16 protein-coding genes are annotated in these 24,905 nt (G+C 54.3%); 3 read left to right on the top strand and 13 right to left on the bottom strand.

All coding sequences use genetic code 11. The annotated features are described in order from the left end of the window. Positions 1-293: 293 nt before the first annotated feature. On the top strand, positions 294-1,526 hold the full coding sequence (locus F591_RS0113105; protein ID WP_019535066.1) for an MFS transporter: 1,233 nt from the start codon (positions 294-296) through the stop codon (positions 1,524-1,526). A gap of 224 nt (positions 1,527-1,750) precedes the next feature. On the opposite strand, the gene F591_RS0113100 is transcribed toward F591_RS0113105, so the two are convergent. Together F591_RS0113100 and F591_RS0113095 are read right to left on the bottom strand one after the other, a co-directional pair. Next, positions 1,751-2,401 (bottom strand): DUF1266 domain-containing protein, encoded by a 651-nt coding sequence (locus F591_RS0113100; protein WP_019535065.1) that lies wholly within the window; start codon positions 2,399-2,401, stop codon positions 1,751-1,753. A gap of 22 nt (positions 2,402-2,423) precedes the next feature. Beyond that, positions 2,424-4,364, bottom strand: coding sequence for a J domain-containing protein (locus F591_RS0113095; RefSeq protein WP_019535064.1), 1,941 nt, complete (start codon positions 4,362-4,364; stop codon positions 2,424-2,426). Between the two features lie 191 nt (positions 4,365-4,555). Here F591_RS0113095 and F591_RS0113090 point away from each other — a divergent pair, with 191 nt between their 5' ends. Continuing rightward, on the top strand, positions 4,556-6,259 hold the full coding sequence (locus F591_RS0113090) for a molecular chaperone HscC (RefSeq protein WP_026326583.1): 1,704 nt from the start codon (positions 4,556-4,558) through the stop codon (positions 6,257-6,259). Positions 6,260-6,505: 246 nt separating this feature from the next. Here the strand turns inward: F591_RS0113090 and pgmB are convergent, their stop codons facing one another. The 7 genes from pgmB to F591_RS0113050 all read right to left on the bottom strand — a co-directional run bounded on the left by pgmB (position 6,506) and on the right by F591_RS0113050 (position 16,867). Further along, positions 6,506-7,147, bottom strand: coding sequence for a beta-phosphoglucomutase (gene pgmB / locus F591_RS0113085; protein WP_019535061.1), 642 nt, complete (start codon positions 7,145-7,147; stop codon positions 6,506-6,508). A gap of 40 nt (positions 7,148-7,187) precedes the next feature. Further along, positions 7,188-8,894, bottom strand: a complete 1,707-nt coding sequence (locus tag F591_RS0113080; protein ID WP_019535060.1) for a glycoside hydrolase family 3 protein — start codon at positions 8,892-8,894, stop codon at positions 7,188-7,190. A gap of 50 nt (positions 8,895-8,944) precedes the next feature. Then, the gene (locus F591_RS28015) at positions 8,945-10,492 is read right to left on the bottom strand and encodes a sulfatase family protein (protein ID WP_019535059.1); all 1,548 of its coding nucleotides are present in this window, start codon (positions 10,490-10,492) and stop codon (positions 8,945-8,947) included. A gap of 207 nt (positions 10,493-10,699) precedes the next feature. Beyond that, positions 10,700-12,049, bottom strand: a complete 1,350-nt coding sequence (locus tag F591_RS0113070; protein WP_019535058.1) for a glycoside-pentoside-hexuronide (GPH):cation symporter — start codon at positions 12,047-12,049, stop codon at positions 10,700-10,702. 478 nt (positions 12,050-12,527) lie between these two features. Further along, positions 12,528-14,042: an extracellular solute-binding protein gene (locus tag F591_RS0113060; RefSeq protein WP_156829549.1), complete on the bottom strand. Its 1,515-nt coding sequence runs from the start codon at positions 14,040-14,042 to the stop codon at positions 12,528-12,530. Positions 14,043-14,066: 24 nt separating this feature from the next. Beyond that, on the bottom strand, positions 14,067-15,854 hold the full coding sequence (locus tag F591_RS0113055) for a cache domain-containing sensor histidine kinase (RefSeq protein ID WP_019535055.1): 1,788 nt from the start codon (positions 15,852-15,854) through the stop codon (positions 14,067-14,069). Beyond that, positions 15,851-16,867 (bottom strand): response regulator, encoded by a 1,017-nt coding sequence (locus F591_RS0113050; protein WP_019535054.1) that lies wholly within the window; start codon positions 16,865-16,867, stop codon positions 15,851-15,853. Before F591_RS0113050 ends, F591_RS0113055 begins: the two co-directional genes overlap by 4 nt. Positions 16,868-17,104: 237 nt before the next feature. On the opposite strand from F591_RS0113050, the gene F591_RS0113045 reads away from it, so the two are divergent. Further along, positions 17,105-18,367, top strand: coding sequence for an anaerobic sulfatase maturase (locus tag F591_RS0113045; RefSeq protein WP_019535053.1), 1,263 nt, complete (start codon positions 17,105-17,107; stop codon positions 18,365-18,367). Positions 18,368-18,480: 113 nt separating this feature from the next. Here F591_RS0113045 and F591_RS0113040 read toward each other — a convergent pair whose 3' ends face one another. The 4 genes from F591_RS0113040 to F591_RS28010 all read right to left on the bottom strand — a co-directional run bounded on the left by F591_RS0113040 (position 18,481) and on the right by F591_RS28010 (position 24,602). Continuing rightward, positions 18,481-20,067: an extracellular solute-binding protein gene (locus tag F591_RS0113040; protein ID WP_019535052.1), complete on the bottom strand. Its 1,587-nt coding sequence runs from the start codon at positions 20,065-20,067 to the stop codon at positions 18,481-18,483. Between the two features lie 17 nt (positions 20,068-20,084). Beyond that, entirely contained in the window at positions 20,085-20,963 is an 879-nt protein-coding gene (locus tag F591_RS0113035; RefSeq protein ID WP_019535051.1) for a carbohydrate ABC transporter permease, read from the bottom strand. Between the two features lie 18 nt (positions 20,964-20,981). Further along, positions 20,982-21,944, bottom strand: a complete 963-nt coding sequence (locus F591_RS0113030) for an ABC transporter permease (RefSeq protein ID WP_019535050.1) — start codon at positions 21,942-21,944, stop codon at positions 20,982-20,984. 285 nt (positions 21,945-22,229) lie between these two features. Further along, positions 22,230-24,602 carry a helix-turn-helix domain-containing protein gene (locus tag F591_RS28010; protein ID WP_019535049.1) on the bottom strand — a complete coding sequence of 791 codons (2,373 nt, stop codon included), beginning with the start codon at positions 24,600-24,602 and terminating at the stop codon, positions 22,230-22,232. Positions 24,603-24,905 lie beyond the last annotated feature (303 nt).

Below are 24,905 nucleotides of genomic sequence, written 5' to 3'. Positions count from 1 at the left end.
GACTGCCTCTTCATTGGGGAGGGGGAAAGACCATCCGCCGCAAGCTTCCGTCTCCACTAGGCATGGGAAACTCCTACATTTTTACATCTTAAGTCGCCATTGCTTTAGCATCTTGCATTGATCTTATGCGCTTTCGAAATTCAGGATTATTTCTTTTGGCGTTCATGTCAAAATATTGGGGCCGCCGGAGCTCGTTCAAGCGTTCCGCGACCATGTTCTTCGTATTTCACAATTGTACGGGCCGTGAGGATGCTAGCGGCGTCGACCAACAGAACAGGGGGACATAGGGTAACATGGATTCAACCAAGCAGCACTGGAAAAGAAACGTCGCGCTGTTTTTAACCAGCCAAACGGTGTCCCTCTTCGGGTCGTCATTGGTTCAGTATGCGATTATGTGGTATATCGTGCTCCAGACGCAATCGGGCATCATGATGACGATTTATATTCTTTGCGGCTTTCTGCCGACCTTCCTGCTGTCGCCGTTCGCCGGGGTGTGGGCGGACCGCTATAACCGCAAGCGGCTGATCGCGCTGTCCGATTCGGCGATCGCCCTGTCTACGCTCATACTCGCGATCTTGTTTCTTGCCGGGTACGATTCGATCTGGATGCTTATCACGATGTCGGCCATCCGCGCATTGGGAACCGGGATTCAGACGCCCACGGTCGGCGCGTTCATCCCGCAATTGACCCCCGAGGACAAGCTGACCAAGGTGAACTCGATCCACAGCAGCATTCAGTCCGCCGTTACGCTGCTATCCCCGATGGTGAGCGGCGCCTTGATGTCGGTCGCTTCGATCGAGTCGATCTTTTTCATCGATGTCGTCACGGCAGCCGTCGGCGTGTCGATCCTTCTACTGTTTTTGCGGACGCCTGCTCACGACAAAGCTTCCCAGCCGCAGGTGATCAGTTACTTTGACGATATGCGCGCCGGCTTCGCTTATATTCGGGAACATACGTATGTGAAAACCTTTTTCATGTTCACCGCCTTGTTCATGATCTTCGCCGCGCCCGTCGCTTTTCTCACTCCCTTGCAGGTGGCCCGCAGCTTCGGCGACGAATATTGGCGCCTTACAGCCATTGAGATGACGTTCTCCGTCGGGATGACGGCAGGGGGCATACTGATGGCGTTCTGGGGCGGGTTCAAAAACAAAATTCATACGATGGTGCTGTCCAATCTGACGATCGGAATCTGTACCTTCGCGCTTGGCGTCATCCCCGTCTTCTGGCTGTATCTTATCGTCATGGGGATGATCGGCATAGCGATGCCTGTCTTTCATACCCCTTCCAACGTGCTGCTGCAGCAGAAGGTTGACGGCAATTACATCGGCCGGGTATACGGCGTATACGGCATGCTGGCCAGCAGCATGATGCCCTTGGGCATGCTGGTCTTCGGTCCGATTGCCGACATTGTGCCGATCGAATGGCTGCTGCTCGGGACCGGGGCGCTGCTCTTCATCCAAGGCTTCGCCATGCTGGGAAGCAAAGTGCTGATCGAAGCGGGAAAGCCCGCAGCCGCGGCCGAATAGACGAATTGCGCCTCCGCCATGGGGCAGGTGAGCCCTATCCCCGACAATTCCGCGTACCGGACGAACCGCAATCCACGTTTCGTAAGGTTCCTTGTCCGGATCGTCCAGCAGGATTCAGCTAACGGGAGGCGCTCGCCAGCCCCCGTCCGGGACTTTCACCCTGGAGATGACGCCCATGCTGGGTGTACCAAAAATAGAACCGTCCGTTTCCGGACGGTTCTGGCTCACGCTTCAAACAACTTGTTGTTTAACGGACTTTTCCTGAAATTAAGCAATCTTCTTATGCGCTCCGCACCATCCTTGACGTAATCGGAGTTTTCCGGATCGGCATTAATGAATTGCAGCCCTACCGCAAAACTAAAGCAGTAATCATGCCAGTTCGAGAAATGCTCCCGGGTCAAGCTTACGCCCTGCTTTGCGTACATCTGTGCTTCTTCAGCGGTTAGCCAGCCTAATTTCTCGCCAGCCAGGCAACAAAATACAATAGAGGAGTAGTCGTACGCTCCCACTCCGTCAGGCGGCATACGCCGCAAGTAATAATTAACAACGCTCAGTTCATGCCGAACATTAGGGTCTTCCTCGGCTTCAATTCTCCGGACACGTTGGTCTGCGGACAACAGGCACAGTTCCTGATACATTTGTGCAAAAACACTGCGTATCCCTTTTGAAATCTGCCACTCCAATCTCATTCTCAATTGCTCCGCGTTTTCCACTCCCTGGTTGGCCAGCGCTTTCTTCATATAGCGTTTGCCTGAGCCTATATTTTCAGGATTGTAGATAAAAAAATCCGCACTGCTTCCGGAAGGAAATAAGGTTAGCATTGCATACACGTTATACTTCCATCTATCCTTTTGTTTGCTGCGAGCAGTAAACACGGAACCTCCCCCGTTCATTCCTTTATTTATACATCAAATAATATCTGCTCCGATAAAGTTTCCAGAGAAGGCGTACATACAAGACCAATAACAAAACCAAAAATTTTATAAATATCTTTCTGATTACCCACGGAAAATCATCGTATCTTCCATATAAGCCATCCCTGGCATTCACATAAAGGTCAACAGAGAAATCCGCCCCCCATTTTGTTCCCTTCCGATAACCAAGCAGTGTCTGTACGGCCGGACTGGAAAGATCCTGAACAATCCCCTCGAGCTCAATCTCATAGTTTTCATAGATATGCATGATATCATCATAGTCGGTCAGAGCAACAACACTGATATCTCCTACTTTCCCTGTGCTGACATACCCTGTTAATTTGTCCATGACTCCTCTTTCCTCTGCTTCGTTTTGCAGCATGTAAGAAATGTTTTCATTCCCATCGTCATCTTTCAATTCAAGTTCCAATAAACCGGTATATGCTGCATTCGTCAGCTTCAGGTGAACCACACTGCCCACGGGAACATTCTTCAGATCTTCTTTCGACGTTACCCAGGTTATCTCAGGCGGCGTAATCCGCTGCTTAATCAGATTCCATAAAGAAATGTCCATATAGGATTGCCAAATAACCACGAGAGCAATATGCAGCAAGACGAGTAGGAAAGTAAACTTTGCATCCAGGAGGAAAAAACCAAAAAACCTCTTGATTGATCCTCCTGGCGATAGCCTGCCCCATTCTTGTTTCAACTGTCGTATTTGCTTGCGGCGTCCCTTACTAAACCGCGGCAATTTTCTTCGGGATGCATCGATTTTTGCCAAACCAACAACCGCTTCAATATCTTGCGGATTCACCCGCCGCAACTGGTCGTACACCTCATGTGCAGCCTCCATACGGTCAAGCTGCAGATAGCATTTCCCCAACAATGACAGAACTAACGCATCATCAGGTCTTGCTGATCTCAGACGTTCAAGCGCCTCCTGCGCTTCATGCAATCGCCCCATGTTGAGCAGTATAGAAGCGCGCAAGGTCTGCGCCTCGTCATCGTCTTCAGATTGGCTAATCCAGTAGTTGCAGGCGGACAAGGCCTGCTCCCATTCCCCGGTCTGGAAATAAAACTTGGTCTGCAGATGAAGGAGCTCCACATCGCGGTCATAAATTCGCAGTGCCTCCAGCAGCATCTTGCGAGCCTCTTCCATTTCACCTGCCAACATCGCTACCAAAAACTCTTCACGGCAGTACAAATAGTCTTCGATGTTGCTTCCTTCCACTTCGGTCAGACCAGAGTATCCCAAATCCACTACGGGGGAAGTTCTGAGAGTATATTCGCATACTTTCGGGTACTTCTCGCTAAACCCATCGGGATCTTGAGTATATCTCTCTTTAATTCCAAAGGTGCTGTCCAGCAGTTCCCATACATTTCCAGGTAAAAAGTAATGTTCATTCAAATAGTCAAACACCCGGTATAACAATATCCCCTGATGCCCCAGATCCCAAATAACATCGTTATTCAACAAATTCTGCCACTGTGAAATATCACAACGGGCAGTTAAATTGGAATACAGGCTGTCCAGCTCTTCCAGAAATTCCTCCGCCTTGTCCTTTGGCGACTTCCTTAATGGCGGTGCTTCACTATGGCTGTACTGAAAATTCCAAACCTCTCCAACTGCTTCATCTGATTCATCGCTTTGATCCGATTCCAGGGACCAGATTTCCTCTTCATCATCTACCGTTTCATCTTCGTTTTCTTCCAGTTCTTTATCTTCATCATAGTCATCGTCGTCATCGTCAAAGAAAACCAGGCCCTGCTTTGCCAATCTCATCGCCTCGTCAAACGCTTCCCGCAGCCGTTGGTAACCCTCCGGGTCATCCTCGGGATGGTATTTCTTTAACATCCGGGCGTACGCCTTGCGGATTTGCGATTGATCTTCAGTTGGATCGATTCCTAATATTTTCCATATCATTCGTTTAATATTGCACCGCCTTAAGTATCTTACTTTCAACCGTATTCACAGATATACCAACAACTTATATCGTCATTTTTCCTTCTGGCATTAACAATTTTTCGCATTCTTAAATGTTTAATTATCAAAAATCAACCACCTTTTTCCGAAATAGAATAATATATCAATCTTTATTGCGAGGTATGTTTATTGTGGCAAAAATTGGTATAGACCTGGGAACTTCCAATTCCCTTGCAGCTTATTGGACCGAACAGGGACCCGTCATCATTCCCAACTCGCTCGGCAAGCATTTAACCCCTTCGGTTGTTAGCGTGGATGAGAACAGCAACGAAATCTTGGTAGGCCAAATTGCTAAAGAACGGATGATCACGCATCCTCATTTGACGGCCGCCACTTTTAAACGCTTTATGGGAACGGATAAAGTGTATCAGCTTGGTGAGCATACCTTTACTCCTGAAGATTTATCCTCTTTCATATTGCGCGCCTTGAGAGAGGATGCCGAAGCTTATCTGAATGAGCCAATTGAAGAGGCGGTAATTAGCGTGCCTGCTTATTTTAACGACACCCAGCGGAAAGCCACCTTGCGTGCGGCAGCATTGGCTGGATTGCACGTGGAACGGCTGATCAGCGAACCTACGGCAGCGGCGATCTCCTACGGCTTGCACCAGCAGGAATCGGATACGCGGTTCCTCGTTTTTGACCTGGGCGGCGGTACGTTCGACGTATCTGTGCTGGAATTGTTTGAAGGCGTGATGCAGGTGCAGTCCATCGCCGGGGACAATTATCTCGGCGGCGAGGATTTTACAGGTGTGCTAATCACCCACTTCGCGGAAACCCACGGAATTGATTATGCGAACCTGCCCTCCAAAGAAAAAACAGCGCTGATTAAGCAGGCGGAGCTATGCAAGCTCGTTTTGGGCAGTGAAAATACGGGGACCATGGTATTCACCCGCGAAGGAGAGTCTTTAGAACTGACGGTAAACCGCAGCCAATACGAACAGCTTGTGTCACAATTGCTGCTCCGGTTGCGCAATCCGATTGAACGGGCGTTGCGGGATGCATCGCTGTCCCCGCGCGATCTGGATGCCGTAATCCTGATCGGAGGAGCCACCCGGATGCCGATCATCAAAACCATTGTCAGCAAAATGTTCGGAAGGCTGCCTCATTCGCAGATTAACCCGGATGAAGCCGTCGCTTTGGGCGCAGCCATTCAGGTGGCACTGAAGGACCGGGACGCCAGTCTGCAAGAAATGATCCTGACTGATGTGTGCCCATTTTCGTTGGGGATCTCGATCTCCAAGGAAATCAAAAAAGACGTGTTTGAAGGCGGCCATTATCTGCCCATTATCGAACGCAATACGCCGATTCCTGTCAGTAGAGTGGACCGCGTTTATACGATTCATGATAATCAGACTGAGCTTCGCGTCAAAATCTATCAAGGAGAAAGCCGCAGGGTTGAAAATAACGTCTACCTGGGCAGTATCGATGTGAACTTGCCCGCCGCTCCCCGAGGCGAAGAAAGTGTTGACGTCCGGTACACCTACGATATCAGCGGCGTGCTGGAGGTAGAAGTTACGGTTGTAAGCACCGGTGAGAAGAAGACGATGATCATCGAGAAAAATCCGGGCCAAACTTCCCCTGAACAGATCAAGGCCCGGCTTGAAGAGCTGAAGCATCTGAAGATTCACCCACGCGACCAAAACGAAAATCGTCTGCTTCTGGCCCGTGGAGAACGGCTTTACGAGGAGTCCTTGCGGGATAAGCGCGAGTACATCGCCAGTCTGATCCTGGAGTTCGAGAAGGCTTTGGACACGCAAAATAACCTGGAAATCAAAAAGCAAGCCGCCATCTTCAAGCAAAAGCTCGATGCGCTTGAAAGATGGACAGATTTCTAAGACCAGGCTCAAATCCAGTTCGTGTACATTGACCCGTGCGTTTGCCTCCGGCTTCCTTCAGAATCCGCCTCGCGGCGGACACCCTTGCCCTCAGCTAACGCTGGGCGCTCGCCAGCCCCCGTTCGGGACTTTCACCCTGGAGATGACGCCCATGCTGGGCGTACCGCCAAAAGCGCCTTATCGTCCTGAGACGACGAAGGCGCTTTGGCAGCAGGTGCCTGCCCCTGACCGGAGCGGCGATCCTAATTACACAATACTTAATAATTGATCTATCGATTCCAGACGATAGTCCGCATCCTTGCAGCTGCGTGCTTCGCCGACGGCCGCCGCCGCCATGCCGCCGCGCTTGGCTGCGACGACTCCCGCCTCCGCATCCTCGACGACAAGGCAGGCCTCGGGCGGAAGGGCGAGCTTGCTAGCCGCCAGCAGAAATACTTCCGGGTCCGGCTTGCTGCTAACAATCCCGTTCCCGTCCGCCACCGCATCGAAACGTTCGGCCAGGCCGATCCGTTCCAGGATGACCGGCGCGTTTTTGCTGGATGAGCCGATGGCGATCTTGATGCCCCGCTCCCGCAGCGCGGCGAGCGTCTGCGCCACCCCTGGCAGCAGATCGCTCTCGGTCAGCTGCGCGAGCAGGCTGCGGTACATCTCGTTTTTCCGCTCTGCCAATTCCCGCTTCTCCGCCTCGGTATATCTTCGGCTCGCCTTTTCCAAAATTATCTCCAGGCTCTCCATCCGGCTGACGCCGCGCAGCCGATGATTGATCTGCTCGTTGAATTCAATTCCCTCTTGCTCGGCCAGCTCGGACCATGCCTGAAAGTGATAGCGATCCGTCGAGACGATGACGCCGTCCAGATCGAAAATGACCGCTTGATACCGCCGCTTCATGCCGCTGCCGCCTCCTTGTCCGCTGTTGTCTGCCGCCTGATCACAGTCTGGCGTCCCACAGGCCGCAGAACGGATCGACAGGGCTCGTTCCCTTGAACGACGACCGCCCCATCAGCTTGTCGATCAGCGCCTGCAGGACGTTGTCGTTCGAATTGTAGGCGTTGATGTACGTTCTCACCCGCGGCGCGTCCAGCAGATGGTACGGATTTTCGATCGAGATGAAGATCGTCGGAATGGAGGTCATGAACGTCGGCACGTTCGCGCCCATCGGCTGCTTCCATTCAATGCGGACGACCGTTTGATTGCTTTTGGTGACCAGATTGGCCAAATAAATGATCAGATCGTACTTGCCGAGCACCGAGCTTTGGGCCGTCATCATCCCTTCGAAGCCGGGGTTCACCTCGAAGGTCGTTACCTCGAAGCCTTCGTCCTTCAGCTTCTCCTTGAATATATCGACAGCTCCGACACGCGCGCTGTAGGCGACGCCCTGCTGGGATTCGATATCGTAGAACAGAATCCGCTTGTGCTTGTCGGGGTGAATCGGCAGAACCCCTTCCTCTTCCTTCACAAGGGTGATCGCCTTGTCCGCGCATTCGATCGACCACTGCTGATGCTCTTCTGCGCCGACCACCTTGAGCGCCTCCTCCAGCGACGGCACGAGCGTGCCTTCCGCCTGCTTGCGGTGCAGCTTCAGCGCCGCTTTCAAGCCCAGGATGCGGGTCAGTGCTTCATGCAGACGCTCCTGTGTAATTACTCCGTCCTCGATCCCTTTCTTCATGTAGCCGAAATCCTCTTCCAGGCTGCGGCAGAACAGGAACATGTCGCAGCCTGCGGCGATCGCCTGCGGCACCGCCTGCGACCGCGGCATCGAGATCATCATCCCGGCCATCGTCGAGGCGTCCGTGACTACGAGGCCGTTGAAGCCGAGCTGCTCCTTCAGCAGCTTGGTCACCAATTCGTAGGACAAGGATGCGGGCAAAATGTCCCGGTCCGCCAGCGCCGGATTGAGCTTGCGGCTGTAGGCCGGCTGCAAAATATGGCCGACCATGACCGTCATCGCCCCTTCCTCGATGCAGGCCTTGTACACAGCGCCGTAAGTCGCGTCCCATTCCTCGCAGGACAAGGAATTGACGCTTTCCACCAGATGCTGGTCCCGCTCATCGACGCCGTCGCCCGGGAAATGCTTGATGGAAGCGGCGACGCCGTGCTGCTGCACGCCTTTCACATACTGGACGCCCATGCGGCGAACCCGCTCCGGGTCGGAGCCGAACGTGCGCGTGTTCGTAATCGGATTGCGGAAGTTATAGTCGATATCGATAATCGGCGCGAACGACCAGTTGCAGCCGAGTGCCGCCCCTTCCCGTCCGCATACGACCCCGAGCTTGTAAGCCATTTCGTCGTCGTCCGTAGCGGCAACCTGCATCACCGATCCGACCGTCGTGCCTTCCGTAGCGATGCCCGAGCCGCCCTTCTCCAGATTGGCCGCGATCAGCATCGGAATTTTGGCGTTTTGCTGCAGCGTCCGGACGGTTTTCACGACTTTGTCGGCCGTCATCGGCCGGCACATCAGTCCGCCGGCCTTATAGTCTTTGGCCAGCCGCTGCAAATATTCCTCTTCGTCGGAATACCCGACGAGACAGAACAGCTGACCGACCTTCTCGTCCAACGTCATGTCCGCGAGCGTCTGCTCCACCCAGGCGACGTCTTCATCGGACAAATAAAACGGCTTGGCTTTCAAATCTACCACGTTGTCAGCTCCTCCGCCAGTTTTATGTTTTTTCCCCAGCTTATGACCGGTTAACGTCCGGCCATTCGCTCTCCGATTCTCGCCTGTACCAGCTGCTCGATCTCGGCAGGCGGCTGCGGGAACTCCCGAGCGTGCTTGCGCCGCAGCTCCTCCGCTTGCCTGCTGCGGCCGGTTTCCTCCAGCCGCTTCAGATATCCCGGCAAGTATCCTTTGGCATGGAACGGACCGCCTTCCTTCATAACCGTCCACAGCGGATCGCGATCGTCGCCCGAGCGCGCCATCATCTCGTCATGCCATTCGTTAAGCAGGTAGACGCCTTCCATGCAGATATCGCGGTGCTCGGCCGCGACGCTGCGCTGCTCGAACGGATCCTCGTTCAAGTTAAACAGCATCTCCCGGTCGAACAGGTGGTAACCGTCATGGTAGGTGCGGATATACATCCATTCGCGGAAGCGGACGCTGCGCTGAACGACGTGGGCGCACTGCGAGACGACGAGATAGTCGCGGCCGCAATCCGTTCCCTCGCGAAGGACTGGCGCGTAGCTGATGCCGTCCCACTGCGGCATCGGCGGCTGTCCCAGCAGATCGGCGACGGTCGGCAGCAGGTCGAGATGGTAATGCAAGCCGTCGTCGACGATACCCTGCTTCATGCCCGGCCAGCGGATGATCATCGGAATCCGGCACGTGCCTTGATCCGCCGTCGCATGCTCGCCGTAGATGCCGAGCTGCCCCATGTTCTCGCCATGGTCCGCGGTAATGATCACGATCAGGTCTTCCATCACCCCCTGCTTCTCCAGCGCCTGGAAGATCCGGCCCAAATGCTCGTCCATATAACGGATGCCGCAATCGTAGCCGTCGATCATCCTTCTCATATCGTCCATGTTCTGGATTTCTCCGGGATGGCGCGGAAAATCGGGCGACGTGCTGTTGTCGTATGTTTTTTTGCGGTAATCGATGTTGAGTTCGTGCACGCTGTGGGAGCCCACATGCTGCTTATGCCGCTCCAGCGTCTCCTCGTTCAGCCATTCCGGCAGCGGCTCGTTCTCGAACGGGTTGCCGAATTCGGCCGGCGCGCGGTACGGCGTGTGCGGGTCCCAATAGTTGATATACAGGAACCAGTCGTCCTTCTTGGCATTGCGCTCGATCCAATCGAGGGCAACGGGCGTGACATGTTCGGCCGATTCGTTGCCGAGCCGGCCCGTGTTCATAATTTCATTAAACCCGGCATAAAACGCGAACGTCGAATGCCGCTGCGGAAAAGGGCTGATCAGCGCCGTGTGCAGCCCGCCGACCAGCTGCAAATATGACGGAAAAGCGCCCCCTCGGGTCAGCCGGCCCATCAGTTCCCGCTTCTCGCCTTCCAGCTTCATATCGCCGGCCGTTCCTCCGTGGCCGACGAGGCCGTTGCGAATCCCGAACTGCCCGCTCATCAGCGCGGTGCGGGAAGGCGCGCACGGCGCGTCCGACGTATAGTAATTCGTGAAGCGAACGCCTTCGGCCGCGATCTTATCGATATTGGGCGAAGTATTGCGATGGTATCCATAACAGCTCAGATGATCGGGACTGGTGGAATCCAGATCCAGGAACAAGATTCTCATCGATAGTCTCCTCCGTTTTTGTTGACATGGTTGCGATTTTGAAGCTTTAGAAAAAACGGTCTACATCCCCACATATACTAATGTACATGCAATCCGCCGCAAAAGCCTTATCCGATCTTATTATTTATTGACCGATTTGGGCGCAGGTTGAAGAAAATTTTATCCTCATCCCTGTGCGAACGCGAATCCTTCCTCTTCGCCCCCGCTTTAAGCCGTAACGGTCCGGTCCTGCTGCAATTCGGCCTTCATCGTCTCCTCCTCTTTATCGAGGCGATAGAACATCGTCAGAACGATGGACAAGACGAAGCAAATAAGCGGCACCCAGACGAAGTTGAATTCAATCGCCGCCAAAGCGGAAGCCGTCTGCGGCTGGTTCGGAACGTATCCGCCGGCCGACATTACCCATGCGGCGATCGCTCCGCCGAGCCCCATGCCGAATTTGACGCCGAACGTGGATGCGGCCATCAGCAAGCCTTGAGCGCGCACGCCCGTCTTCCATTCGCCGTAATCGACCGTATCGGCAATCATCGCGAACTTCAGGCCGGCCACGACGCCCAGTCCGATCATCGCCGCCGATCTTCCGGTCACCATCAGCGGCACGGACATGAATTCCGCTCCGGCATAAATAATGATTTGCCCGGCTGCGGCTAACAGGAAGCCGATCAGCAGCGTGTTGCGCTTGCCGATTTTGCCTGCCAATAACGGCACGGCGATAATTCCTGCCAGCATCACGCTCGACAAGCCGTTCAATATCGGCACGAGATCTGCCCGACCCAGGTTATAGCTCAGGTAATAGATCGTCGATTGGTTCATAACAATGGTGGAAATAAACAGGAGCACGTTGACAACGAGCAAAATCCACCAGGGCCAATTCCCTTTGAGCGCCTTGATCCCTTCCTTGAACGGAATCGGCCTGTTGCCGCTTTTCGGCTGGACGCGCTCCCGCGTATTGGCGAACGTAATCATGAACAAAACTACGCCGACGACAGCGAACAAAGTCATTGTGTAAAGGAAGCCCTGCTGCTGGTTGCCTCCGCCGAAAAAAGCGACCAAAGGCAGCACCGCGGCGTTCACGATGAACGCGCCGGCTTGGCCCCCGACCATTCGGTACGTGTTGACGACCGTTCTCTCCTTCGAATTGCTCGTGAGGCTCGGCAGCAGCGACGATAGCGGGATATTGACGCCCGCATACAAAATGCCCAGCGCAATGTATGTCGCATAAGCGTAAACGAGCTTGCCGGTCGGGCTCAAGTCCGGAGTCACAAAGGTCAAAATCGCGACGATACCGAACGGCACGGAGAGCCAGAGGAAGTATGGCCTTGACTTGCCCCATTTGGTGCTCGTACGGTCGATGAGCACCCCGAACAGCGGACCGTCGAGCGCGTCGATCAGCCGGGCAACCAGGAACAAGGTGCCGACCGCGGCGACATCCAGGCCGAACACGTCCGTATAGAAAAACATCAGGTACGTTGTTACCACGGCAAAAATCAGATTGGAAGCGGTATCCCCCAACCCATAGCTAATTCTTTCCTTTAAAGGAACCTGTTTCTCATTCATGCGTCTTGCGCCTCCTGTTGTCACAGCTTTGATGGGCTTCCGGCTGCGCCGGAGCGTCTTTCTCCGATCCGTTAACCGCTTTCGCAAACGCGGCGGATCTTGCTGTCATATCCATCGACTTCCCCCTCCTGACGCCTCGCCTATGACGAACGCTCCTTCATCGGTCGTTCATCGGTCGTCGCCTTCGGTTGCCGAACCTTTGCCGGCGATCAGCAGCAAAAGCTCAGGATAGGTGCTCACCCTCTTCTACTCTACATCTGCCCGGAAGCAAAGTCGTTGACCGATCTTTTCGTTTATTGCCTGATCTTTGCGGGAGCGAAAAAGCACGGTGCTGTTGGACAGGAACCAGGAACCCGGACAAAACGAAAAACCCCGCCTTCGGCGAGGTCTGTATAACCTGCAAAAATTTCGGGCAATTTTCCTCGATGAGCAGCGGATCGAGCCCAACTGTCTGCACAAGCTGCAACAGCTCGGCCTGCTATTGACTTGCGTTCCGGTACTCCTCGTTGATTTCCTGAATAATCCGATCTCCGCCTCCAAGTCTCCAAGCCGCCGCCGCATCATCCACGGCGCTTAAGGGAAGCTGCCCGGTGACCACCTTCATGATCGTCCGCATCCATTCGGCTTGAAGCGTTCTGCCTTTGAGATCCTGCGTTTCGCTGAACAGGCCCGCGGCCGGGTTTTTCCAACGATACCGGGCATTCGTCTCGTAAAATGACATCACATTCTCCTTATACATCGGATCGTCCCATTTGCGGATCTGCACGTTCGGGTCGGATCGGCGGAAGAACCAGATCGAGAGCAGCTGCGGGCGATCCCGATCGAACGCCTCCAGCTTCTCGTATTTCCCGCCCGCAGTCTTGCGGTAATGCTCGCCTTCAATGCCGTTTTTGATCAGATCGTAGCCTTCGTCGGACAGAAGGTAGTCAAGCAGTTCCAGCGCCTTCTGCTGCTTGATGGGCGAGATGCCGGCGTTGACAACGATTTTGCTCGTACTCGCCATGGTATGCGTCGCCTGCAGCCCGCCAGGGCCCTTCGGCGGAAGGAGCTGGATAAGCTCCGCCTCAGGATCGCGCTTTTTCAAGGCCGGAAGCGTCAAGGTGTAGAATTCATTGGGCACGACAGTGGCGATGCCTGTTTTTCCCTGCTCCAGCTTGGCCAGCGGGTCCTTGAACTTGTTCGTGGCGAAATCCCGGTCGAGCGCGCCCGAGGCGTAAGCTTCCCGGAGGAACGCTAGTAGCGCCTTCAGCTCTTCCGTCTGCACCTGCTGCGGCAGCAGCTGTCCGTCTCGCTTGGTCCACTCGTTCCCGAGCCCGAACGCGCCGACAATCGCATCCAGATGCGTGAACTTGTCGTCCACGATGCTGAAGGAGAAGCCGGACGTATCGGCTTCTCCGTTCCTGTCCGGATCCTGCGCCGCGAACGCTTTGGCGACCTGCAAAAACTCGTCGGTTGTCGAAGGCGCCTCGAGCCCGAGCTTGTCCAGCCAGTCTTTGCGGATAATCAAGGAATCGCGCGTTTCCGTAATATAGAACGGCAGGCCGTAAATATGTCCTTTCGGGTTCATCAGCGCCAAATTTTCGGAGCTCAAATGCTTGGCGAAATGCGGGTTGTTGCCGAGCTCCGGTTTCATGTCTAAAAACACGCCCTGGTTCTTCCATTTATTGAATTCCGCTTCTTCGATCAGGAAGATGTCGGGCAGCTCATTGGATGCCGCCAGCACATTCAGCTTCTCCCCGTAAATTTCTATTGGCGTCCAGTCGATGCTCAGGTTGATGTTCAATCTTCGGTTCAATTCTTTGACCATAATATGGTCGTCCGGCCAGCCGCCCCCCGCGAAGCTTACCGTCATCAGGTTCAGCTCGACGGGAGGTCCCTCCTTCCCGGCGTCCGAAGCCGCGGCGTCTTGCCCGGCGCTGCCGCCTATGCCACTGCAGCCGGCAAGACCGAGCAGCAGACATCCGGCGATGAGCATTGCGCGCCGCGTTGTCATTGTTTGCCTTCCGATCCTATTCATTTACGCGCCTCGCCCTCCATGAGGAATTCGTACGCTGACCACCGTGCCGCGTCCCGGAAAAGAGTCGATCGCAATGCCGTAAGGCTCGCCGTATTTCAAACGCAATCTTGCGTGCACATTCGCAAGGCCAATAGACTCTCCTTTGAACGTCTCTTCGCTCGACGGGCTGGCCTGGAAATGATTTCTCAGTTCACCCAGCTTCGGCTCCGGTATTCCCGGACCGTTGTCTGCGATCTCGACGACCAGATCGCCTCCCTCGTCGTAAGCGTTGACCAGAATTGCGGCATTTCCGCCCTTGGCCTCCACGACATACTTGACGGCATTTTCCACAATCGGCTGAATGGTCAGCTTGATGATTGGACAGTCCATAAACTTCTCGTTGACCCGCACGCCGCTCTCGAACTTCCTCGGATAACGGATGTGAACGATCTCCAGGTACTTGATGAGGATGTTCAGCTCCTCGCGAAGCGTCACCTCCTGGTCGGCCCCCTTGGTAGCGTAGCGATAGACGTCGGCGAGGTTGTGGGCAATTTTCTCAATCAGCGGCACTTCTTCGAGATAGGCGATGCTCTTGATAATATCCAGCGTATTGTACAGCAGATGAGGATTGATCTGGCTCTGCAGCGCCCTTACCGTAGCCACGCTCTGCCTTAGCTGCAGCTCAACTTCCTTGACCTTGTATTCCGCGACCTCCTGCATCAGCCCGTTCAGCTGCCCTACCATGTAATTGAAGCTGTCGGCGAGCGCCTGATACTCGTGGATATCGGATATTTTCGCAGCCCGCGCCTGCAAATTTCCTTTGGCGACCCTTTCCATTCGGCTCTTCATATATTGGATCGGGTCGACGAACGGCGACACCAGAATAGGGAGAATGCCGACGATGCCAACAGCGAGAATGGATAAGGCAACCATCGTCGAGAAAACAGCCGACTTCAGCCCTTTGGCCATCTCTGCGTAAGGCACGACGGATACGATATGCCATCCGGTATAGTCCGATTCATGCACAGAGACGAGGTGCCGCTGCCCGTCCCACTTCTGGGTGCTCGTCGTCCCTATGGCAATCCCCGGATCGAGGCCGCCCAGAGGCGTCTCCGCCCGCTTCTTGCCAACCCACGCTTTATTCGGATGATACACCACGATATCTTCCTTCGACAGCAGGAAGAAGTAGCCGTTCTTCCCCAGCCGCGATTTATTGAAAGCGGCGTCGATTTCGGCCAAGGAAAACTGCAGCACCAATTTGCCGACTGGACGAACCGTTCGCGTGCTATAGATGGGAATGATCATATCCATGACCAGGGGGCCGTTTTTCCCAATGCGATGAGTGGGCAAAAGCGCTACTTCGCTTCTGCCTGCGAACCAGGCCTCCCTTATATTCGGGTCTTCCGGGATATAACTGTTATTGAGCGGCAGCACCCGCCCATCGTTCGAGATGAGGTACATGTTGTTGATCTCGCGAAAATTGAACGATACATACGAGCTCATTGCTTTCTCGATTCCGGCGATATCCTCGGGATCGGGAGCATAGCCTTCGCTCAACCAACGCTGCACGAGATCGGTATTGAGCAGCGTATTCGTCGACTTTTTCAATTGCTGAAAATAAAACTCCATATGATGATTCAGCCGGCCTGTCGCTTCATCGGCAACCACGACAAACTCCTCTTCGACGGCCTGGCTGTAGAAGTAGTGGGCAAAACCGGCCGTTAAGCCGACCGACAGGATGCTCAGCCCGAAAAACAGGACGATCATCCTCATCTTGATGGAACGAAGCGGAGACAGCCTGCTGCTCATAGGCCAAGGCTCCTGCGGTATTCGTTCGGGGATTGATCGGTTATGCTTTTGAACAGCCGGCTGAAGTAAGGCAGGGAGGAGAAGCCGACCATATCGGCCACCTCGTACACCTTCAGATCAGGCTCCAGCAGCAGCTGCTTCGCCTTCTCAATGCGATACTGGTTTAAATAATTGATGAAGGAGTCCCCGTTCTGCTGCTTGAACAGGACGCAAAATCGGGACACGCTGAGATCGGTATGCTCCGCGATTTGCGCCAGCGTGATCTCCTTCGCATAGTTTTGCTGGACGAATTCGGCCACCTTCTTGCTTAAGGAGCGGCACTTGCCGGGCGCAGACTCGGTCAGCTTCCGGGACCACAGCTCCAGCAAACGAAAAAAATGCGCTTCCACATGAGGTCTGTCCAGCGTCTCGCCCAGCTCCAAAGGCTGGTGGGCGGGATCGATGCTGCTCAGTTGCTCGTTCAGCTTGTCCGAGAAAATGCGAAATAAGCCGATTTTGATTCCCGGATTCGGCGCCTTCGCCTGAAAGATCGATTTCAGGATGCGGCCGGCTTCGCTGGTCAGTCTCTGGTGGTCCCATGTCTCCAGCTTCCCCAGAAATTCCTGAATTTGATGGAGCGGCTCGTACAGGTGTACGGAGCTTTGCAGCCGCTCGACGGAGCGCAGCAGCGCTTGCCGCAAGTCCTCGGCCACGACCGGCTTAAGCAAATATTCCGTCGCTCCGTAGCGGATCGCCTGCTGGGCGTAGCTGAAGTTCTCGTAGCCGCTGATCACGATCGGGACGATGCCCAGCTTGTACTCATCGCATTTGCCGAGCAAGGACAGGCCGTCGAGCTCCGGCATGACGATGTCGGTAATGACGACGTTCGGCCATAGCTCGTTGATCAAATTCCACGCTTCGATCCCGTCGCTGGCCTGCGCGACAACCTTGAAATCGAGCCCGAACCGCTCGATCATCTCCACAATGCCGTTGCGAATCCATACCTCGTCCTCTGCGACCAATACATGATACATTCCTATTCCCACCTCGGATCATTCGATCACTTTATGGTTCCCATCACGCTTCTTCCCATGAATATAGCATAGATAAATTCACTTTGGAACAAAGTTCATTTATTTTCCGGATCGGACAACAAGATTGGAATTTATTTTGCCAACAAAATCCATATTTCAACAAAACTTTTTATTATTTTGACAATAATTAGGTGAGGGTGTTATCTTGAAGATAACATGGACAGGGGAGGATTCAATATGTCGGAACGCCGTGCGACAAACCGTCACTCCGCCGTGACGGTGATGTGGAAAACCGTGTCGGAGGATTGCAACCTGGCTTGCGATTACTGTTATTACAGCACCTGCAAAGGCAAGCCGGGTCCGAATATCAACCGGATCGACAGCTCTGTGCTGGAAACCTTCATCCGGAATTATATGAAGGTCAGCCGCGGAGCCGCTGTCTTTGCCTGGCAAGGCGGAGAGCCGCTCCTGGCCGGGCATGCGTTTTTCGAGCAGGTTGTGCGCCTGCAAGCGCTGCACGCCCCGCCGCATACGATCATCAGCAATTCCTTGCAGACCAACGGCACGCTCATTGACGACCGGTGGGCTTCGTTCTTTCAAGCGTACCGCTTCCTCATCGGCGTCAGTCTCGACGGCCCGCGGGAGATCCACGATGCGCGGCGGGTGAACGCGGCCGGCAAAGGCAGCTTCGACCGCGTCATGGCCGGCATCCGGCATCTCCGGCGGCACCGCGTTGATTTTAATATTTTGACGGTTGTCCATAAGGGCAATGTTGGCAAGGCCAAAGAGCTGATGGCCTTTTACCGGGACAACGGCTTCGATTACATTCAGTTCATTCCCTGCATGGATTTCAGATCCCAGCGAGTGGACCAGCCGGGCGTATACGAAATTACCCCGCGCGAGTACGGCAACTTCCTCTGCGAGGTTTTCGACGACTGGTATCGGGACGGCCGCCCCGACCTGTCCATCCGCTTCTTCGACAATATGCTCAGCGTCTACATGAACCGGGAGGCCGAACTGTGCGTCCACCGGGCGGAGTGTCCGGCCAGCCTCGTGCTCGAGCCGAATGGGGACGCCTATCCGTGCGACTTCTTCATCAGCGACGAATGGAAGATCGGCAACGTCGGCAGCGATTGCCTTGAGGACGTGCTGTCCCATTCGAACTATGAGCGCTTCCGCCGCATGAAGCCGACGCTGCCGGACTCGTGCCGCACCTGCGAATGGCTGCGCCTATGCTATGGCGGCTGTCCGCGAAACCGCCTGCAGGGGCCCGAAGGCGGAGCCGTCCAGGCCGGCCCGGATTTTTTCTGCGAGAGCTACAGGCAGGTATATGCGTATACGCATGAGCGAATGGAGCGGCTCGGCCGTCAGCTTCGCCAGGAGCTGTTCACCCGCAATGTGCGCCTTTATTTGAACGGCAAGCCTCCGGGACGGAACGAGCCTTGTCCTTGCGGCAGCGTCAAGAAATATAAAGCCTGCTGCGCCCCCGGCAGCTTGTAATCGGGGACTTAGCCGCAAAAACCGCTGCCCGAACGCGAACTGCGCCTCCAACGGTGAGATGTTGTGTAACCGTTGGCGTACCGTTCATCAGAGCAGCGGTTTCGCTTATGAACTTATCTTTTCAAATAACGTTCGTACGCGGCCTGCTGAATTTTCAGCACTTGGTCCAGGCCCATTTTCTCGATATTTTGCACATAGTCGTCGAATTTGTCGAGCGGCTCCGCGCCCATGATGAATTTGTTCAGCATTTCCTCCTTGTAGGTCGTCATTTCCGTCAGCTTGGCGTTCAGCACATCGCGCTCCTCCTGCGTGAACGAAAGCGTGAGCGGGTACTTGTCCTTGATGTACGGCGTGATGGAGTCGCGGATTTTCTCGATTTTCGGCGTCACCATCGCATTCTCATAGCGAATATCCCATTGATAGGCGAATTCGCGATGGCCGAGCTCGTACATTTTGAGCAGCGGCGAATGCTTCGCGTCCTTCATGATCAAATCCGTATATTTCGGCTCGTTGTTCTCCATCGTATACGTAAGGCCGAGCACTCCGAAATTGTGGGCAAGCTGTCCTTCCTCGCTGTAAAACCAATCCTGCATTTTGGCCAGCTCCACCTTGTACTTGGATCTGGAGCTGATGGCGAAGCCACTCTTGATCAGCGTCTGCTGGCTCTTCGTGTACGCCTCCATATTCGGCCCTTTCAGCGGCACGATTCCGGTCATGTTGACGTTCGGATTCGCTTGGGCGACCAGTTTCTCCAAATATTCGATCCGCGGGAACGAATCGAACGTAGCCCCCGATACCTGATTCGTGAAGCGGGATTCCCATATTTTCTGATCGTTCGTAATATACTCCTTATCGATCAGCCCTTCCTTGTACAGCTTGGCAGCAAAGGCCAGAGCCTCCTTCAGCTTCGGGTTGGTGAACGAATACTTCACCTGATTGTTCTCGACATAAAAATCTTCTTCCAGCGAAACGCCGAACGGCTCGATAAAAGGCAGCAGCCCCTTCAGCTTGTTGCGCGTCGTGAACGGAATTTCGTCCTGAACCCCGTTGCCGTTCGGGTCGTTCTCCTTGAACGCCTTCAGCACCTCGTACATCTCATCCGTCGTCGTCGGCGCCTTCAGACCGAGCTGATCGAGCCAATCCTGACGGAGAATGCTCAGATTGATCGTCTTCACCGCAGAAATTTGCGGGAAGAAGTAAATGTTGCCGTCATCAGATTTGATGTCCTTCAATATTTGCGGGTTGTCCTGGAGAATTTTTTTGAAGTTCGGCATATGGTCGTCGATCAGCTTGTTGAGCGGTTCGAATACGCCGTTCTCCCCGCCTTTGTTCAGCAGGTCAGGCGTCGCTTCCATCAGGTCGGGCAAATCGCCGCCGGCCAGCGTCAGATTAAATTTCTGGATATAGTCATTGTTGTCGTTCGGAGCCTTCAGCCACTTAAAATAGACGTTCGTCTTCTCGACGATCGCTTTCATCCAGGGCGAATCGTTCGATTCGACCGACTCGGTTCTCGGCCTCATGTAGACGCTAACCTCGATCTTCTTGTCGAGCACCTTGCCGTCCGCCCCCAGCTGGGCCGTTCCGTTGCCCTGACTGTCTCCTCCCGTACCTCCGCCCCCGCTTCCCGAGCAGCCGGCCGTACCTACGGCCAAAGCGGCGAATGCAGCCAAGATGCCTTGACGTGCGCACTTGTTTGTCATGCGAAAAGCCTCCCCTTTTATCCTTTGATCGAGCCCATCATGGAGCCCTGCACAAAATATTTTTGAATAAACGGATACACGGCAATAATCGGCAGCGTCGCGACGACGAGCGTCGAATATTTGATCGATTCGCCGATCAGGTTCTTGTCGTCGAACACATCGACCATCATCTGATCCGTCTGATTCTGGATGACGATATCGCGCAGCAAAATTTGGACCGGAAACATCTCCTCGTCGTTCAAGTAAATCATCGCCGGGAAGAAGCTGTTCCACTGGCCTACGGCATAGAACAATCCGATCGTGACGAGCGACGGGACCGATAGCGGCAAAATGATCCTTAGCAGGCACTGCAGCTGCGAGCAGCCGTCGATCTTGGCCGCATCCTCCAGCTCCGCCGGAATTTGCTCGAAGAAGGTGCGCTGGATGAAGACGTAAAAGGATGAGATCGCCGCTGGAATGACGATCGCCCAGATCGTGTTGCGCATACCGAGTGCACTGACGACAAGATATGTCGGAATCAGTCCGCCGCCGAACAGCATCGGCAGCAGAATAAAGCCTGTCATCAGCTTGCGCCCTGGCAAATTCCTTCGCGAGATCGGATAGGCGGCGCAGACGGTCAGCACGATGCTGATAGCCGTTCCGACGACTGTATACACCACAGTATTGAGGTACGCCCGGCCGAGCATCGGGTATTCGAGCACGCGACGGTAAGCGTCGAACTGCAGCCCCATTGGAATGACGCCGACGCGCCCCTGCTGTATGTACAGCGGATCGCTGAGCGATGCGGCGATGATGAAGAGGAACGGATATACGGTGAGCAGAACGACTGCCCCCAAAAACAGCGTATTGATCGCGACGAACATGAGCCGCCACGGCCTGATTCGCAGCACAGACATCGATTCGGTTCCTCCTTTTTACCACAGGCTCGTTTCCGAATATTTTCTGGCGAGCCGGTTGGCCACGATGATCAGCACGAGGCCGGCGACGGACTGAAACAGGCCGACGGCGGAAGCGAAGCTGAAGTTCGCTTCCAAAATGCCGCGCCGGTACACGTACGTGCCGATGACGTCGGCGGTAACGTAGGTATTCGGATTGTACAGCAGAACGATCAGCTCGTAGCCAACCTCCAGCATATCGCCGATTTTCAGCAGCAGCAGGATGATGATCGTCGGCGCGATGCCGGGCAACGTCACATGAAGCGTCTGCTTCCAGCGACCAGCCCCATCCACATTGGCGGCGTCATACAGCTCCGAGTTGATCCCGGTCAAGGCGGCAAAGTACAGGATCGCAGACCAGCCTAGCGTCTTCCACAGATCGATGCCCGTATAGATAGCCCAGAAATATTCCGGCTCGAGCAAAAAGTTGATGCGCTCATAGCCGAGCTTGGCCAAAAGATTGTTCATCAGCCCGACCGACGGTGACAGGAACGTCACCGCCATGCTCGCCACGATCACCGTCGATACAAAATGCGGCAAGTAGCTGATCGTCTGCACCGTCCGCTTGATCGTCGCTTTGCGCACTTCGTTCAGCATCAGAGCGAAAAGGATCGGCGCCGGGAACACAAAAACGATATTCAACAAATTGATAACGAGTGTATTCCGCAGCACTCTCCAGAAGTACACGGAATGAAAGAAATCGATGAAATGCTTAAGGCCTGCCCACGGGCTGGCAAGAATCCCTTTATAGATGTTGTAGTCCATAAAGGAGATGGTTAGCGCCATGACCACAGGGGCATACCTGAAGATCAGGTAGTAAATGAGCGGCGGGACGAACAGCAGATAATAGGGCAAATATCGCTTCATCGGACTTCCCCGGTTCACTTTCGATCGGGATGCGGCCATTACGGCTTCGGAAAGCGCCGTATCTTGTTCGGCCATAAGCAGCGACCTCCTTTTTTGTATTGTCGATAGTTGCCAGCAGCTCCAGCTGTGCGAGGCGGGCACAGTTCGAATGTAATCGCTGTCACCCGTTTGTTCAATCGATCTTTTCTTGGAAATGTGTTGATTTTTCCAGATGTTGAACCGTCTTTTTATTGGATAGATCGATTTATTTTACGCAGGCTCCGCCGCGCACCCTGCCGCAGCAAGCTATTGGCGCGTTTCCGCGCAAGCTAAACAGCCCTTCTGGCGAAGAGCTCATCTCCTTGGCCCTCAAGGATACCGCTATCCATGTTCCGGCGCCCGGCTCTGCGGTGAAGGAGGCTCCATCTCCCGAAATTGCCCGGGGGTAACTCCTTCGAAGCGCTTGAACACACGAATAAACGTGTTGGCGTTGGTGAAGCCTGTCGTCTCGGCGATTTCCGCGATCGAATCATCGGAATGCCGCAGCAAGCTTTTGGCCTGTTCGATCCGCCGCGAATTGACGTAATCGGAGAAGGTCATTCCGGTGACGTCCTTGAAAATGCTGCTCAAATAAGACGCGGACAGCCCCAAATGCTCGCTCAGCATCGATTGCGACAAGTCCTGCCGATAGTGCACGTCCACGAACTGCTCGATTTGGCGGAGCAGCTTATCGTACTGTCCTTGCTGTTTGCTGCGAATCCAGTCGACGATGGATGTCAAAGAGCGCTCGATGCATGCTTTTTTCGCCTCCATGCTCCCCAGTTCGCTCACTTCCCGATGCAGATCAGACGATTCTCCGTATATTTCCTTAGGAGCCGCCCCAAGCTCGTAAATCGTGCGAACGGCCGTGCTGGCCAAAGCCTGAAACAGATTGTGAACGAGCTCTGGCGTCGGCGCCGCTGTCTCCAGATTAGCGCTCCATATGGCGCCAAGCGCCTTCGACAAGCTTTCGGCATTGCCCGTCTTCACGGCGTTAATCAGCTTCTTCTCCATATCGAACGTATAATGAAAAGAACTTGCCGGCAGTTGCCTGACTTCATCCACGAAAATAACGCTGCCCTGCCCCTTAACGACCTTGTATTGCAAAGCGGATAAGGCATCCACGTAAGAAAACGGAATGTCCTCCGCTCGCCCGTACACCTTGCCGACCCCGACCGTAAAGGCGCGGGAATGACGATGTTTGAAGTAATCCAGCACTTTCCGGATGTAGTCAACCGCCGCATCCGGATTCGGCTCGCTGGAGCTCAGATTCAGAATGGACACGAGCTTGTCTTTTCTTTTTCGAACCGAACGAATTGCCGTGGACTCGATGCCGATGGCCAATTGGTCGAACAGCGCTGTCATGTCAACGCCAAGCAGGCTCATATCATCGTCGATGGTGAAATCGATGCTCTCAAACACGATGACCTGGAACAAATCGTAACGAAAAGGCATTCGCAGCTCCTCGGCCGTCTCTTTCATTTTCTCCGCGGGCAGCCGGCCTTCGAGCAGATCGTACAGCATATTTTGCCGGAGCTTCGGTAAATTCCGTTCAAAGGCGTCCTTGAAATGGTGCATCTCGTAATAGACGTAATTGATGATCCGATCGATAAACCCGAGCTCGTCTTCCGCGGCGCGGCGGCGTTCCTCAGGATGGCGGTGGCCGAACAACTCGATGTAGCTGACGATCTTGTGAATCGGACGATACATGCGAATGGTCAGGAAATAGGAAAGGATCAGCCCTCCGACCAGGCATACTGCGGCTGTAAGCCAAGTGTACTGCCGGAGCTGCTTCGCCTCGGACGTGATGAAGGCAGTCGGCACGACGCTGATATACGTCCAGTCGTTCACGTTGGAGGACGTAAAGACGATCTGGTAGCTTTCTCCGGAGATCGTCTCCTCGAGATGCCCCTGTTTTGCGGACAGACTTCGTACCTTATCCGTTATCGTCCCGATCTTGCTCTCCAGCGTCTCGTCCTGCTCGCTGCGCACGGCGCCGCTGAACAACTGTCTGCCTTCGCGGTCGACCGCATACATGAACGCGGGGTACGGATCGCCGCTGTTTTGCAGCGTGCGCGCAATATCCTCCGTCTTCATATTGATGTACAGCATGCCCAAAGGCGTCATTTCTGAGTAAGGAACGGTGCGCGCGAAGGTGATCACCTCGGAGCTGACCCCGTAAACGGTCGATTGGGCGGGACCGAGTGAAGCAAAGCCGTGATACGCTGGCTTCTCCCGCCAATCGATGGCCGGTTCGCTGGCGTAAATTTGTCCGTAAAAGTGCTCGACATTATATTTGGCTTCGGGATTCAGCACAACCGGATAACGGTAATACTGCAGCCAAATGTCCACGATCATCGGATGGGACAGCTTCACGCTCTTGAGGTATTTGATAATGTTCAGAAACAGCAGCTGGTTCATGTCCCACGTCTGCTCCGACATATAGAGCGACCGCCGAATATCGTCCTGCAGCTCGATTTGGAAGGACAGCGTATTCAATGCGATGAGCGCGTTGTCCATGCTGCTTCGGGCCTGCTCCAAATATTGATTGTTCGCTTCCACCACTTCGGCAATGAGAAGCGAGGCCGATTTGCTGTACGACACATAGCCGAAAGCGACAATCATCGCGACGACAAACAGATTGAATCCGAGCAGCATTTTTATGAAAACGCTTTTATGTTTAAATACTCGCAATGTCCGCGGCAGCTGCAGCATCGATTTCCTCCACTCCGATCTGTCGCTCGTTTGATTCTATGGTAACACATCCGTCGACGTTGTGGAGCATTCCGCGAAAAAAACGTCTGCCGCTATCCTTTCAAGGATGAGCGGCCAAAGACAACGCCATGAAGCCGCGGCGGATACGGATGGCGCTTGCTTTTACGAATGTACATTAGTCGCCAGCCATTTTAGCGATGTACCGCACCTCAACTGCATCTATACAAAAGTCGACCAGATTCGGGGCAATTGGCGATTTTTGCTGTCGAAATATGTTATATTGTACCAAGGGGGGGAACTCAT

Source organism: Paenibacillus ginsengihumi DSM 21568 (assembly GCF_000380965.1).
Classification (GTDB): Bacteria; Bacillota; Bacilli; order Paenibacillales; family NBRC-103111; genus Paenibacillus_G; species Paenibacillus_G ginsengihumi.
This window is presented reverse-complemented; position numbering and strand designations above follow the sequence as displayed.

Excerpts from the sequence above, each read along its gene's own strand:
- F591_RS0113105 (WP_019535066.1), top strand. The coding sequence starts at position 294 with ATGGATTCAACCAAGCAGCACTGGAAAAGAAACGTCGCGCTGTTTTTA.
- F591_RS0113095 (WP_019535064.1), bottom strand. The coding sequence starts at position 4,364 with ATGATATGGAAAATATTAGGAATCGATCCAACTGAAGATCAATCGCAA.
- pgmB (WP_019535061.1), bottom strand. The coding sequence starts at position 7,147 with ATGAAGCGGCGGTATCAAGCGGTCATTTTCGATCTGGACGGCGTCATC.
- F591_RS28015 (WP_019535059.1), bottom strand. The coding sequence starts at position 10,492 with ATGAGAATCTTGTTCCTGGATCTGGATTCCACCAGTCCCGATCATCTG.
- F591_RS0113070 (WP_019535058.1), bottom strand. The coding sequence starts at position 12,049 with ATGAATGAGAAACAGGTTCCTTTAAAGGAAAGAATTAGCTATGGGTTG.
- F591_RS0113060 (WP_156829549.1), bottom strand. The coding sequence starts at position 14,042 with ATGACAACGCGGCGCGCAATGCTCATCGCCGGATGTCTGCTGCTCGGT.
- F591_RS0113055 (WP_019535055.1), bottom strand. The coding sequence starts at position 15,854 with ATGAGCAGCAGGCTGTCTCCGCTTCGTTCCATCAAGATGAGGATGATC.
- F591_RS0113050 (WP_019535054.1), bottom strand. The coding sequence starts at position 16,867 with ATGTATCATGTATTGGTCGCAGAGGACGAGGTATGGATTCGCAACGGC.
- F591_RS0113045 (WP_019535053.1), top strand. The coding sequence starts at position 17,105 with ATGTCGGAACGCCGTGCGACAAACCGTCACTCCGCCGTGACGGTGATG.
- F591_RS0113040 (WP_019535052.1), bottom strand. The coding sequence starts at position 20,067 with ATGACAAACAAGTGCGCACGTCAAGGCATCTTGGCTGCATTCGCCGCT.
- F591_RS0113035 (WP_019535051.1), bottom strand. The coding sequence starts at position 20,963 with ATGTCTGTGCTGCGAATCAGGCCGTGGCGGCTCATGTTCGTCGCGATC.
- F591_RS0113030 (WP_019535050.1), bottom strand. The coding sequence starts at position 21,944 with ATGGCCGAACAAGATACGGCGCTTTCCGAAGCCGTAATGGCCGCATCC.
- F591_RS28010 (WP_019535049.1), bottom strand. The coding sequence starts at position 24,602 with ATGCTGCAGCTGCCGCGGACATTGCGAGTATTTAAACATAAAAGCGTT.